Genomic DNA, 14,507 nt, shown 5'->3' on the forward strand with positions numbered 1-14,507 from the left:
GCTCAGCGCACGCCGAACGTCACCGTGAACGACGTGCCGTCGCCGAGCAGCACCCGGTAGGTGTAGAGCTTCCCGGACGCGAGCTTCGCGGTCGGGATCGTCCCCGTCCACAGTCCGAACGCCTTCGAGTACTTGAACACCGGCACAGGCGGGTACCAGAGCTCGTTGATCCGCGCCCCGGCCGGCAGCGCCCCGGACGACACGAGCACCACGCCCTTCACGAACTTCTTCGTCCCGATCGAGCGGCCGGCTGCGTCGCACGCGCGGAAGACGAGGGGCACGCCGGAGTGGCGGAGGAAGACGCTCGAGCCGTCGGCGTTGTAGGGAGTTAGCGCCTGCCGATCGGCGACGCCGAGGCACGTGCGGGCCCCGGGAGCCTTCACGGTGTACGCGACGGAGGCCGAGGCCACGTTGCCCGCGACATCCGCTGCGCGGCACGCGACGGTCTTCGTGCCGGCCGTCGCGGTCGACGGGGTGTCGCACGACTGGGAGGCGATGCCGGACAGGGGATCCGAGGCGTTCGGTGCGGCGACCGCGGTCGCGCCCTGCGCGACCGGATCGGGCGTGACGGTGGGGGCGAGGACCGGCGCGGTGCGGTCGACCTTGACGACGACGGATGCTGTCGCCTGCCGGCCGAGCACATCCGTCATCGTTCCCGACACTTCGCGCCCCGCGGCGGCCGTGTCCGCCGAGACGGTCACGGGCGCCGGGCACGTCGTCACGAGCACGCCGGACGTGCACTCGAACGTCACGGTCACGGGGGACCGGCTCCACGTCCCGGAGACGTACGTGCCGGTGCTCGCCGTGATGGCCGGGGCGGGTGGTGGGATGGTCACGAACACGGATGCTGTCGCGATGTGGCCCGCCTGTCCCTGAGAGTCGTACGGCGTGACCTGGACGGCGATCTCGTCGCCCGGCTGCGCGATGCCGGCGAGCGAGAGGACGCGCGGGTCGCTGCCGGGGTTGGACAGCGGCACGCCGTTGCGCGTCCAGACGTAGCTGAAGCCGACGTTCCCGTTGTCCTGCCCGTCCGGGTCGTCGTCGGGGTCGACGCCCGTCGCGCTCGCGGTGAGCGTCGCGGTGGGGTCGACGGGGTCGTGGTCGGACGAGAGGTGGGCCGTCGTCGAAGGCGCGCGGTTGCCCAGGCGCACCGTGACGCCGAACGACGCGGCGTCGCACACCGTCCCGATGCACGCCGAGACGTCGACCACGAAGGTGCCGGGCGTCGTGAACAGCGGGTCCGTCACGATGCGCGTCGCACCGTCGTCCCCCGTCACGACCGCCGCGGGACCGGTCGAGACGATCTCGCCGTCGGGCGTCGAGACGCGCACGGTCGCGGTCGGCTGGTCGCCGGCCTGGACCCCGGAGAGGTCGAGCGCTCGCGCCACGCGGGTGCCGGCATCCACCGTCACATCCTCGCCGGGGTCGGAGAGCTCGGGCGCCGGCGCATTCGCGCGGGTCAGGTGACCGCGGGAGGACTCCGTCGTGACGTTGCCCTCTGCGTCGATCACCTGAAGAATCCAGCGGAACGTCGTCGGAGGGACGGGGGCGGTCCACTCGCCGTCGTCGCCCGCGGGCGGTGCGACCTCGACGCGCTGCCATGCGTTCTCGCCCTCGGGCTGCACGAGGAGCACCATGCGCTGGACGCCCGAACCGCCCTCGCCGTCGCTCGCACGGAAGGCCAGCACCCCGCCCCGCCCCGACAGGTCGGCGGACAGCAGGGCCGGCGCGGTCGAGTCGGTCGAGGAGGCGTGGCCATACGTGACGTCGAGCTCGAGTGACGTGAAGGTGTCGATCGTGCCGGTCCCGCCGGCGGGCGCGACGATCCGCGCGGGGGTCACTACGAGGAGGTCGACGAGTCCCGACGGGGTGTCCTGCGTCGTGACTGTCGCGAACGTCGAGGGGAACGCGACTCCGGTGCGCGTCGCCGTCGTCTCGGGGACCCCGACGCCGGGCTCCGCGATCGCGGGCGTGTAGGGCTCGGTCACGGACGTGAGGGCCGTGATGACGGCGCCGCGGGGGAGGAGGCCGTCCGGCCGGGTGTTGAGCTGCGACACGATCCGGGGCAGGATCGGCTGCCCCGCGACGGCGAGCGGGTCCTGGCCGTCGGCGGTCGTGACCTGGACGGTGCGGCCGTCGGCGTCCGTCGCGGACGTCGTCGTGAACACGGGGTTCAGTGACAGCGACGCCGTCAGGAGGCCATCGGTCGCGACATCCGTCAGGTCGTCGGGGATTCCGGGAAGCGGTGCGGACTTGGCCGTGGCCGCCGGCGCGAAGGAGTACATCGGGAGTCCGTAGTAGACGGCCTCCATGAGCACCTTCTCGTCGTAGCCCGTGTACGACCCGAGCCCGCTGAGGTAGGACTGCTTCGCGTAGGTCAGCGCGCCGGCGGCAGATACGGTCGAATCGCCGACCGTGACCCCGATCCAGTCCGCGTACAGCGCGAGCAGGCGCTCGCTGAGGGCCGTCGTCGTGTTGTTGGCCAGGCCGTAGCCGGTGTTGCCGACGTACCCGCCCGCGGAGGAGAAGACGTCGACCCAGTCCTCGGCGCCCGCGCCGTAGTAGCCGTCGGGGAGGTTGTTTCCCGCGTGGCAGCCGATGAGGAACACGAGCGCTCCGCTCAGCTGCGCCGCACCGGTGCGTCCGCCCGCCGTGAAGAGGTCGGCGTCGGAGAAGGATCCGTTGTGCGCACCGGGGACGCCCGGAAGCATGCGCGACTCGTCGGCGTGCGTGTTGATCGACACGAGGCGCGCGCTCTGCCCGGCCGCGGGGAAGACCGTCGATTCGATGAGCTCGCTCGTCCACGTCGCAGGCTCCTCCGGGAACGTCTCGTTCGCCGGTGAGCGCCACTCCAGCGCCGAGGTCACCTTCTCCGGCAGCTCGCTCCAGGCGCCGTAGCCCGCGGTCGCGGTCGAGTCGGCGGCGAGCACGCCCTGGGAATCGATGAACCGCGACACGACCGCTGCGATCTCGGTCTCGTCGCCCACGATCCGGCCGAGTGCCACGGAGGGCACGTAGAGGTGGCCGCCGGCGGTCCGGTAGGCCGTTGCGAGCCCGTACGGATCGTCGCTCAGGATGAACGAGCCGCGGGCGGCCGCCGACAGAGGCGTCTCGCACGGGTCGGGCGCCCCCGCTGCGACGCCGTCGGGGCAGGAGCCTCCCGCGAGCGGCGAGAGCAGCCGGAGCTCTCCGGCGTGGCTCGCCTCGGTGAACTGGGCGGTGTTCTGCGCCACCGGCGCGAACGGGAGGACGTCGTCGCCCCCGACGACGACGACCGACGCGACCTGGTCTCGGTGGCCCTCGATCGCCTGCGACACGAAGCGGTTGATCGCCGAGGTCAGCGCGCCGCGCGCGGCCATGGAGCACGGGTTCGCATCGAGCGCGGCGCGCGCCGCGCGGACGTCGGGGTCCGAGTCGACCGAGAGCACGGCACCCTGGACCGTGCCCGCGCCGACGGTCCCCGTGCCGGTGAGCGACGCGAGCGAGGCGCGCACGGACTCGGCCGCGGCAGCGCCGTAGCGCTCGCCGTAACGCTGCGTGTCGAGGAGGTAGAGCGTATTGGTGGCGTCGGTGACGGGGTCGTTCGTCCCCTGCACCCCGACCTGCGGCGGCGCGTACGGCAGGCATGTCGTCTCCGCGGGCTCGGGGAGGTAGCGCACGCGCAGTGAGTACAGCGACGAGCTCGGGTTGCCGTTCCCGCTCGTGACGCGCAGGACGAGGGTGTCGCCGCCGGACGCGGCCGTCGAGGCCGCCTCGACCTCGGCTGCGCCGTCGCCGCGCACGACGGCCTGGTCGACGAGGGTCTGACCGGGAAGCTCGCTCGCCGCATCCGCCCCCGCCTCGGCGGGGCTGCCCTGCCCGCTCTGCTCCGTCACCGCGGTGCCGGGTGCGGGCCCCGCGTCCGCGACGCCGAGGGTCGCCGCCGAGTCGGTCGTCGGGGCGTAGAGCGACAGCGCGATCTGACCGTCGCTGCCGTTCGTCGAGATGACGAGGCGTTCGCCGGGTGCGGGCGCGTCGACGCCGTAGTAGTCGGCGTCCTCGGCGGGGCCCAGGCTCGGGTTGCCCTCGTCGTCGATGCCCATCCACTGCGGCGAGATCCACTCGTAGTAGAGGATTCCTTCGGTGATCCTGTGGAGGACCTGCGGCTGCCCGGCCACCAGATTGCGGGTGGGGTCGTCGAAGGTGCTCAGCGGTGCGTCGTTGAAGAGCTCCTCCGTCGCGGTCAGGCCGCCGCTTGTGAGCTCTGCCGTGGACCGGCCCGCACCGGGCTGGTTCGTCTCGGTGAAGGCCGTCGTGAACTGGATGACGGTGCCCGCCCGTGTGTCGGGGAGCGGGATCCGCACCAGGCGGCCGTCCAGCTGCAGCGGGCCCTGATAGAGATCTTCGCCGGAGAACGACAGCCCGGGCCCGGAGCCGGCCGCGCCGACCAGGAGCGTGTCGGAGCCCGGTGCGCGCCGCACCGTGGTTCCCGCGGGTGTCGTCACGGATGCTGTCGGCGCGAGGTAGGTCGTCGGATCACCCGGGCCGGCGTCGAAGGTGAAGGCGAACGACGCCGTCATGGAGCAGCGGATGTTCCCTGTGCACGACTGACCGCTCGTCGAGGAGCTCGCGAGGGAGGGGTCGATCGAGGAGGGGTCGATCTGCTCCCACGGGTAGTTCTCTGTGTCCAGCATCGAGAGCAGGAGGGTGCCGAACGTCACATCGCCGGGGACGCCGCGGGCGAGGTCGGCGACTGTCGCGCTCTGCAGGATCGGCGTCGACGGCGCCGCGAGCGTGCCCGTGACGTCCGGCGTGCCGAAGAGCGCCTGGCGCGCCGCGTCATCGAGCGTCGTGACATCGAGGTCGCCCAGTGGAGTTCCCGTGAGGAAGAGGCCGTGGCCCGGGACGCTCGGGTCGTCCGTCACGACGCGCAGATAGCCGAAGAGCGTCTTGTCGATCGGCAGGTCGCGCAGCGGCACGGCCTCGATGCCCGAGTGCGAGACGTCGAGCCCGGCCGCATCGGCGTCGGCGAGCGCCGTCTCGCCGTCGAGCGGGAGGTCGAGGCCCTGGCGATCAAGCAGCCCTTGCCACTGCGAGAGAGGAGCGCCGGCCCCGCCGAGCGGGATCTCGGCGAGCGGCGCGCTTCCGAGCACATAGGACGCGATCGTGAGCCCGTCCAGGCCGCTGTCGTCCAGGCCGACGTCGCCCAGCGTGAGCGATTGGATGAGCTCGGCCGCTGCGCGCTCCTCCGGCGTCGGCGTCGCACCGTCGGCGAGGGTGTCGGCGGCCCAGGCGAGGACGACGTCGAGCGTGACGGTCTGCACGAGCTCGCCGCCGTACGGCGTGCCCTCGAGGATCTGCGTCCAGCCGCCGGGGAGGTCCAGCCGGTAGACGGGCAGGCGGTAGACCGGCAGCCGATACACGGGCAGCCGATACACGGGCGAGTCCTCGACGAGGAGGCGGTACACGGGCAGTCGGTACACGGGCAGGCGATAGACGGGTAGGCGGTAGACGGGGAGCCGATAGACGGGGGCGCCGGCGATGGCCGCGGAATAGTCCCGCACTGACGACACAGGGATGTCCGAGATCGCGACCGACGTCATGAAACCCGGCGTGACGATGCTGCCGTCGGCGCTCGAAACGGACAGTCCTTCGTTGGAGTGGGTGTCGACGGCGCGGACGGCGGGCGGTGTCGCGTCGGGTGTCGCGAACGCGATCGTGCGACCCGACGCCGACAGCGACGCCTGGGCGCCCTCGGCCACGTCGACCCAGTCGCCGGCCCGGATGCCGCTGCACTGGAAGGCGTCGCCGCTGCCCTCGGCATCCCACCAGCCGACGCGCTGGCTGCGGACGACGGGATGCTCGAGGGCCGGGCTCTCGCCGTCGAAGCTGAACTCCGGACGTGTCGTGGTCCAGGCGACCGTGCTGCCGTCGGCGGAGATGGACGGATCCCAGACCTCGCCGTTGCGGTCCTCGACGAAGATCGTGCCGAGCGCGACCTGGAAGCGGATGTTCGTGCTGACCATGAGAGCCATGACCGTCGGCTTGTCGTTGCAGGCATGGTCCTTGACGAACGCCATCGCAGAGCCGGTCGTGTCGATCGAGACGTCGCGCACGTCGCGGGACATCAGGATGAACGCGTCGTGGTCGGTGCGCGGAGCGCGGAAGAGCCAGTCGACGGAGAGCTCCTCTTCGGTGTGCGGATCGGACGGGACGTTCCTCGACAGCGCCGCGAACATCGAGCCGTTCCCGCTGATCACGATGTCGTGGCTGCCCGAATCCATCGAGTTGAAGCCGAAGGCGCGACTGACCGTCATCGCCGCCGTGTGCACGCCGTCGCCGTCCGGGTCCAGATCGACGACGAACGAGTCGTCGACGCCGTTCGCGTCGGGGACGTCCGACGCCGCCGAGAGGTTCGTCGCCGCCGACGTGAACACGAGATAGCGGCCGTCGTCGCTGAGGTCCGGAGCGCGCGACGAGCCGTCCGGCTCGGCGGCGCCCTGCGCGAGGAACGTCGTGCCCAGCCTCGTGTCGCGCACGTACACGTGCGTGCGGCCGGCGGTCGTACCGCCCGGAACGAGGTTCGTCGCAGCGCTCGAGAAGGCGACGTACCGCCCGTCGGCGCTCGCGACGGGCTCGCCGCTCGCACCGTTCGCGAGCACGTCGGCGAGCGAATCGTCGGGGCGGCTGACGAGTGACGGCGCTCCTGAGAACGGATCGTCGGACCCTTCGATCGCCACCGAGACGAACACGTCGGCGAAACCGTTGCCGTCTCCGCTCACGAGGTCGGACGCCGTCGACGTATAGAGGACGCGCTGGCTGTCCGGGGTCAGGAAGGGCTGGGATGCCGCACCCGCCGCCGACTGCGAGACGGTGAAGAACTCGGCCTCGGGGCCGATCACGGCAGCCGTCGCCGACGGCGCGATCGCGACGAGGCTCGCGGCCAACAGCGTGCCGGTCGCGGTCATCGCAGCGGCATTCGCGAGCCGAGTGGACAGCACACTCATGTGCCGCACCTCCTTGGAGAGGCGCCTTCGGCCCGCGGCGACGAGGGAAGGCGCGGGAGCGCCGGTGGGAGAAATATCGCAGAACCCGTGCCCGCGCGCCATGCATGCGGCTGAATCGGTCCGCGACGGTCAGCGGCCGGTGGTCAGGCGGCGTCGCCGCCGAACCACGCGCGGATCGTCGCGAGGGCGTCCTTGCCCGAGCTGCGGTCGACCTCGCGCACGAGATCGCCGATCGACACCTCCTTGAGCGCACCGCGCCACGCCGCCTCGGCCTTGAGCATCGCCTTCGCGACGGGGCAGGCGGTCCGGCAGTCCTCCGGGGGCGTGCCGAGGGGCCCGCGCTGGCGGATCTCGGTGCAGACGAACTGCGGCTCGGGGCCCTCGATCGCGAGGACGACGTCCAGCACCGTGATGTCGTCGGGGGAGCGGGTCAGGACGTAGCCGCCGGCCTTGCCCTGCACCGAGCGGACGAGATCCGCGCGGGCGAGGGCCTGCATCTGCTTCGCGAGGTACGTCATCGATACGTCGTGCAGCTTCGCGAGCGTCGCGGCCGGGACGGGGCGCTCGACATCCGTGAGCACGACGCAGCAGTGCACCGCCCACTCCACGCCGCCCGACATCCTCATGCCCAGATGGTACTTGACTCGGACAGTGCCTATCCGAGTATCCTGAACTCGGACAACATATATCCGAGTTAGGAGTGGACATGAAGATCGTGGTGCTGGGTGGGACGGGACTGATCGGCGCGCAGGTCGTGGCGCGGCTGCGCGAGGGCGGGCACGAGGCGATCGCGGCATCGCCGTCGACCGGTGTCGACAGCATCGCCGGCACGGGGCTCGACGAGGCCTTCGCGGGAGCGGATGCCGTCGTCGACGTCACGAATGCGCCGGCGTTCGACGAGGCCGCGGTCGTGTCGTTCTTCACGACCGCGACGGGCAACGTGCTCGCCGCCGAGAAGCGCGCGGGGGTCGGCCACCATGTCGCGCTGTCGATCGTGGGCGTCGACCGCGACCCCGACGCGAAGGGGTACCAGGCCGGCAAGGTCGCGCAGGAGCGGCTCATCAAAGAGGGCGGCGTGCCCTTCACGATCGTGCGGGCCACGCAGTTCTTCGAGTTCCTGGCCGGGATCGCGGATGCGAGCACGGTCGACGGCGTCGTGCGCGTCGCGCCGGCGCCCATGCAGCCCATCGCCTCCGCGGCCGTCGCGCGAGCGGTCGCCGACGCGGCCGTCGCTGCTCCCGCGGGCGCGATCGAGGTCGCGGGTCCCGAGCGCGCCCCTATCGGCGAAGTCGTGTCGCGGGTGCTCCACGCGGCCGGCGACGAGCGCCGGGTCGTCGAGGACGACACGGTCGGATACTTCGGCCGGGAAGTCGGCAAGGCGAGCCTGGTTCCCGTCGGCGAGGCGATCATCGACGAGCTGACGCTCGACGAGTGGCTCGCGGCACAGGTGCCGACGGCGTCCGGGGTCGCGGCGCGCTGAGGACGGCATCCGGGGTCTCCCGACGACCTGTGCGCCGGGTGCTTCGCACCTGGCGCACAGGTTCGCCTTCCTAGGCTGTCCGGATGTCTTTCTCCGCGCATCGGCCCGGCAGGTTCGGCTCTGACGGCCGAATCGAGTTCGACCTCGACGGCGATGCGCTGGACGAGCTCTACCTCGACGACGTGCGGGCGCAGCAAGCCGCCGGCGAGCCCGACCGGCGCCCGGACGCGGACGGGCCCGAGGATCCGTACCCCGTGACACGCGACCTCCTCGAGGACGCGCTCGCGATGAACCCGACGCAGCCGGTCGCCGTCGCCGCGTCGGAGGACGCGAACGCGCAGGCAGCGATCGGCGAGTGGGGCGCTGTGGATGAGCGCGCGGAGGAGCCCGCGGAGCTTGTCGCCGAGGCATCCGCTCCTCCCGTCCGCGCGAAGCGTGCCGCGCGTCGTCGCGAGCGCGGATCGGGGTGGCGCCGGCTCGCGGTCCTCGGCGGCGCGGACGCGTCGGTGCTCGACGAGGTGCCGACCGAGACCCCGCGCTTCGTGCAGATGTTCTTCGTGATCGCCGGCACGGCGCTCATCTCGGCGATCTCGATGTACTTCGCCCTCACGACGGGCGTCCGGATCGTCGCGTGGGGCGCCCTGCCGCTCGCGATCGTGTGGGCGCTCATCATCTTCAACCTCGACCGCTTCCTCACCTCGACCATGCGCTCGACGCACAGCGTCGGGCGGCTGATCGGCCTCGCGATCCCGCGTGTCATCATGGCGGCCGTCATCGGCATCGTCGTCGCCGAGCCGCTCGTGCTGCAGGTGTTCCACAACGACATCGCGCGGGAGGTGACGGCGACCAACCTCGTCCAGGCGCAGTCGGACCAGGACGCCGTGACGGGCGGACCCGAGAAGCAGGCGCTGGATGCTGCGAGCGAGCGCGTCGCGGAGCTGGAGAGCCAGGCGGCCAGCGGTGTCGTGGCCGGGGCAGACACGACGTCCGCCTCGGCGGCGTCGGCGCAGCAGTCGGTCGCCGATCTGACGGCCAAGCTCGCGGCGCAGCAAGAGGTCATCGACCAGGCGCGCGCGATGTACCAGTGCGAGCTCACGGGGCAGGGCGACGTGGAGGGCTGCAGCGGCGTCGCGGGCGAGGGCGCCAGCTCGACCGCCGCGCAGGATCAGCTCGCGGCCGCGCAGGCGGCCTACGACGATCTGGCGGCTCAGCTGACGGCCGCCCAGGCCGACCTCGCCGCGGCGCAGGCGGCGGGCACCGCCGACGCGAGCGCGTCCGAGGCGCAGAACAGGCAGCAGGCGAAGGACGAGCTGCCGGCCGCGCGCGATCAATACGAGGCAGCGCTCGCGGCGTACGACGCCCGTGCGGCCGAGGTCGCGAGCGGCAATGCCGGCGCGGTCGGGCTCCTCAGCCAGATCAGCGGGCTCGAGCGGCTGTCGGCCCAGGAGCCGACGCTCGCATGGGCGCACTGGCTCATCGCCGGCCTCTTCTTCATGATCGAGCTCCTGCCCGTGCTCGTGAAGGTGCTGACGAGCTACGGCGAGCCCTCGCTCTACGAGCAGGCCGACGCGCTGCGCCGCCGCGTGGCGCTGGACCGCGTGACGGCGCGCAGCTGGCGGGAGCGCGCCGACATCGCCCAGGCCGCCGAGGGGTAGTCGCAGTTCGCGATATATCGTGTTAGAGTGACCGGCGTCCCACCCGCACGGAGGGGGCCGCCGCAATGTCGGGGAGCCGTGCGAGGCTGGTACCGCATCACCACATCCGCACCGGCGGAGCCTCGCCGCGGCTTCGCCATGTCTTGGAGAAATCCGTGCTGGCAAAACTCCTCGTCCGCTATCTCAAACCGTACGGCTGGCTCCTGCTCGGCGTCCTGCTGTTCCAGTCGGCCTCCGCGATCGCCTCGCTCTACCTGCCGAGTCTCAACGCCGACATCATCGACAACGGCGTCTCCAAGGGCGACACCGACTACATCTGGCGCACCGGCGTCTTCATGCTCACGGTCTCGCTCGCCCAGATCGTCGCCTCCATCATCGCGACGTGGTTCGCCGCGCGAGCCGCGATGAAGCTCGGGCGCGACATCCGCGACGACGTCTTCGAGCGAGTCTCGGGCTACTCCGAGCGGGAGGTCACCGGCTTCGGCGCCGGATCGCTCATCACGCGCAACACCAACGACGTGCAGCAGGTGCAGATGCTCACGATGATGGCCGCGACCTTCCTCGTGACGGCGCCGCTCCTCGCGATCGGCGGCATCATCCTCGCCGTCCAGCAGAGCGCGAGCCTCGCCTGGATCATCGCCGTGGCGGTGCCCGTGCTGCTCCTGGTCGCGGGCGTCGTGATCGCCCGCATGGTGCCGCTGTTCCGCAGCTACCAGGGCAAGCTCGACGGCGTGAACCGCGTCATGCGCGAGCAGCTCACCGGCATCCGCGTCATCCGCGCCTTCGTCCGCGAGCCGATCGAGGAGGAGCGCTTCCGCGAGGCCAACACCGAGATCATGGTCGTCGGCCGCAAGGTCGGCTCCCTGTTCGTCCTGCTCTTCCCCGCCGTCATGCTGATCCTCAACGTCACGGTCATCGCCGTGATCTGGTTCGGCGGCATCAAGGTCGACGCGGGGGAGGTGCAGATCGGCACGCTGTTCGCCTTCATGCAGTACGTCATGATCATCCTCTCCGGCGTCCTGATGGCGAGCTTCATGACCCTGATGATCCCCCGCGCCGCGGTCTCGGCGGAGCGCATCGGGGAGGTGCTCGACACGAGGTCGTCGCTCGAGCGCCCCGCCGACGCCGACGCCGGCTTCCCCGCACCGGGGACTGTCGCGTTCCGCGACGTCACGTTCACCTACCCGGGTGCCGAGCACCCGATCCTGTCGGGCATCACCTTCAGCGCCGCGCCCGGTGAGACCGTCGCCGTGGTCGGCTCGACGGGCGCCGGCAAGACGACGCTGGTCTCGCTCATCCCACGGCTCTTCGACGTCACCGACGGCGTGGTCGAAGTGGGCGGCCTCGACGTGCGCCGCGCCGACCTCGACGCGCTCTGGAGCACGATCGGGCTCGTCCCCCAGCGGCCGTTCCTGTTCTCGGGGACGATCGCGTCGAACCTGCGCTTCGGTCGTGAGGACGCGACGGATGCCGAGCTCTGGCATGCCCTCGAGATCGCGCAGGCGAGCGACTTCGTGAGCCAGATGGACGGCGGACTGGACGCCCCCATCTCGCAAGGCGGCACGAACGTGTCGGGCGGTCAGCGTCAGCGTCTGGCGATCGCCCGGGCGATCGTCCACCAGCCGCGCGTGCTGGTGTTCGACGACTCGTTCTCGGCGCTCGATCTCACGACCGACGCGCGGCTGAGGCAGGCGCTTTGGCGCGAGCTGCCCGAGGTCACCAAGATCGTCGTCGCGCAGCGCGTCTCGACGATCACCGACGCCGACCGCATCGTCGTGCTCGACGATGGCGGGATCGTGGGCCTCGGCACGCACGACGAGCTGCTCGAGACGAGCCAGACCTACCGCGAGATCGTCGAATCCCAGCTCGGAGCGGAGGTCGCCCGATGAGCGCCGACAAGACCGCCTCCCGCCGTCACCGCACCCGCGCCGCCGTCGCGGAGCTGAGCGCCGAGGAGAAGGCCGAGATCGAGCTCGGCGAGCAGGCCCGCATCGCCGCCGACGACTGGAGCGGCGCCGTCGCCCCGGGCAAGGCGGCCCACTTCTGGCCGGCGTTCCGCCGCCTGATCGGACTCCTGCGCCCGCACGCCGTGGCGTTCGTGTTCGTGTCGATCCTCGGATCGATCGGCGTCGTGCTCGCCGTGCTCTCGCCGAAGATCCTCGGCGAGGCGACCAACATCCTCTTCGAGGGCGTCGTGTCGGGGATGGCGCCGGCCGGCGTCACGCAGGCGCAGGTCGTCGCGGGTCTGGAGGCCGAGGGCCAGCAGGACCTCGCCAATATGGTCGCGGCGATGGAGCACTTCGTCCCCGGCGCGGGAGTCGACTTCATCGCGCTGAGCCGCGTGCTGCTGCTCGTGCTCGCCCTGTACTTCGCCTCGTCGATCCTGATGTGGCTGCAGGGCTACGTCATCAACGTCATCATGGTGCGCGTCATGTGGCGCCTCCGCGAAGACGTCGAGGCCAAGATCAACCGCCTCCCGCTGCGCTATTTCGATCGCGTGCAGCGCGGCGAGCTGATCTCGCGCGTGACCAACGACATCGACAACATCACGCAGATGATGCAGCAGTCGCTGTCGCAGGCCCTCACGAGCGTCCTCACCGTCATCGGCGTGCTCATCATGATGCTGTCGATCTCGTGGCAGCTCACGCTCGTCGTGCTCGTGAGCTTCCCGCTCATGGGCGTGCTGTTCGGTGTCATCGGGCCGCGTTCGCAGAAGGCGTTCGGCATCCAGTGGCGCAAGGTCGGGCGCCTCAACGCCCGCGTGGAGGAGTCCTTCTCCGGCCACGCGCTCGTCAAGGTGTTCGGCCGCGAGCAGGCCTCGCGCGAGGCGTTCCGCGCCGAGAACGAGGAGCTCTACCAGGCGTCCTTCAAGGCGCAGTTCCTGTCGAACATCATGATGCCCGCGATGATGTTCATCGGGAACCTGACCTACGTCGGCATCGCCGTCTTCGGCGCCCTCATGGTCGCCGGCGGCCAGCTTCGCCTCGGCGACGTGCAGGCCTTCATCCAGTATTCGCAGCAGTTCACCCAGCCGCTGTCCGAGCTCGGCGGCATGGCCGCGGTCGTGCAGTCCGGCACGGCGTCGGCCGAGCGCGTCTTCGAGCTGCTGGACGAGACCGAGCAGGACCCCGACGCCGCCGACGCGCCGGAGCCGGTGGACGGCGACGGCACGATCGAGTTCCGGGATGTCGCGTTCTCGTACTCGCCCGATCGCCCGCTCATCCACGACCTGTCGTTCCGGGTGGAGCCCGGGCAGACGGTGGCGATCGTCGGCCCGACCGGTGCGGGCAAGACGACGCTCGTCAATCTGCTCATGCGGTTCTACGAGCTGGACGGGGGACGCATCCTCCTCAACGGCCAGGACATCGCGCAGCTCACGCGCCGCGACATCCGCGCCAAGACGGGCATGGTGCTGCAGGACCCGTGGCTGTTCGCCGGGACGATCCGCGAGAACATCCGGTACGGCCGCGCCGACGCCACCGACGACGAGATCCTCGCCGCCGCCCGGGCGACGTACGTCGACCGTTTCGTGCACTCGCTGCCCGACGGCTACGACACGCTCCTCGACGAGGAGGCGTCGAACATCTCGGCGGGCGAGAAGCAGCTCATCACGATCGCGCGCGCCTTCGTGGCGCAGCCCTCGGTGCTGATCCTCGACGAGGCCACCAGCTCCGTCGACACCCGCACCGAGCTGCTGCTGCAGCACGCCATGGCGGCCCTGCGCGAAGGACGCACGTCGTTCGTCATCGCCCACCGCCTGTCGACCATCCGCGACGCCGACCTCATCCTCGTGATGGAGAACGGCGGAATCGTCGAGAAGGGCACGCACGACGAGCTCATCGCGGCCAAGGGGGCGTACTTCCGCCTCTACAACTCGCAGTTCGAGCAGGCCGCGACCGATCTCGACGAGGAGGCCCACGCCCTGGCCGACGCCCAGGCGCAGGCCGGCGCGGGCGAGGCGGCGAGTGTCGACGCGATCGAGGACGAGACCGCCCCGGTCGCCTGACGTCGGATGCCGCGACCCCGGCATGAGCCGGGGCCGCGGCATCCGTCGTCTCCCGTCCGCCACAACGTCGCAGATCGCCACAATGTCGCACACCGGCGGCCGGATCCGTCAGGCGGTGTGGTTTTCTGCGACGTTGTGGCGCGGGGCGGATGCCGCGTCCCCCGCACCAGTCGTCCAAGCCCGAGGCAGCCGCAGGCCGCTGGCTCGAGCCGGGGCCGCGGCATCCGTCGTCTCCGCCTGTGTCCGCGCGCGCTCGAGCGCGCTGCGGGATTGTTCGCCGAATCGTTTCGCTCGCGTTGGACGCGGCCCCTGGAACGCGCCTAGGGTGATCACGGCCCCGCCGCTTGCGCGGTGCCACCCGAATGAGAAGAAGGCACGGA

The 14,507-nt window shown here is 71.1% G+C and carries 6 protein-coding genes; 4 read left to right on the plus strand and 2 right to left on the minus strand.

All coding sequences use genetic code 11. The features are described 5' to 3' along the window. Positions 1-2: 2 nt before the first annotated feature. Both ABZ477_RS07695 and ABZ477_RS07700 read right to left on the minus strand, forming a co-directional pair. Complete coding sequence (locus tag ABZ477_RS07695; RefSeq protein WP_360130393.1) at positions 3-6,986, minus strand: hypothetical protein; 6,984 nt, start codon at positions 6,984-6,986, stop codon at positions 3-5. A 143-nt stretch (positions 6,987-7,129) separates the two neighbouring features. Next, positions 7,130-7,612, minus strand: coding sequence for an Rrf2 family transcriptional regulator (locus ABZ477_RS07700; RefSeq protein WP_360130396.1), 483 nt, complete (start codon positions 7,610-7,612; stop codon positions 7,130-7,132). A gap of 80 nt (positions 7,613-7,692) precedes the next feature. Here ABZ477_RS07700 and ABZ477_RS07705 point away from each other — a divergent pair, with 80 nt between their 5' ends. The 4 genes from ABZ477_RS07705 (at position 7,693) to ABZ477_RS07720 (ending at position 14,127) form a co-directional block, all read left to right on the plus strand. Beyond that, complete coding sequence (locus ABZ477_RS07705) at positions 7,693-8,466, plus strand: SDR family oxidoreductase (RefSeq protein ID WP_360130399.1); 774 nt, start codon at positions 7,693-7,695, stop codon at positions 8,464-8,466. Between the two features lie 83 nt (positions 8,467-8,549). Beyond that, on the plus strand, positions 8,550-10,121 hold the full coding sequence (locus ABZ477_RS07710) for a DUF4407 domain-containing protein (RefSeq protein ID WP_360130402.1): 1,572 nt from the start codon (positions 8,550-8,552) through the stop codon (positions 10,119-10,121). A gap of 155 nt (positions 10,122-10,276) precedes the next feature. Beyond that, positions 10,277-12,010, plus strand: coding sequence for an ABC transporter ATP-binding protein (locus ABZ477_RS07715; RefSeq protein WP_360130405.1), 1,734 nt, complete (start codon positions 10,277-10,279; stop codon positions 12,008-12,010). Continuing rightward, positions 12,007-14,127 (plus strand): ABC transporter ATP-binding protein, encoded by a 2,121-nt coding sequence (locus ABZ477_RS07720; protein WP_360130408.1) that lies wholly within the window; start codon positions 12,007-12,009, stop codon positions 14,125-14,127. The genes ABZ477_RS07715 and ABZ477_RS07720 overlap by 4 nt, the downstream gene beginning before the upstream one ends. The last annotated feature ends 380 nt before the right edge of the window (positions 14,128-14,507 follow it).

This window comes from Microbacterium sp. NPDC019599, from assembly GCF_040632175.1.
Lineage (GTDB): Bacteria > Actinomycetota > Actinomycetes > Actinomycetales > Microbacteriaceae > Microbacterium.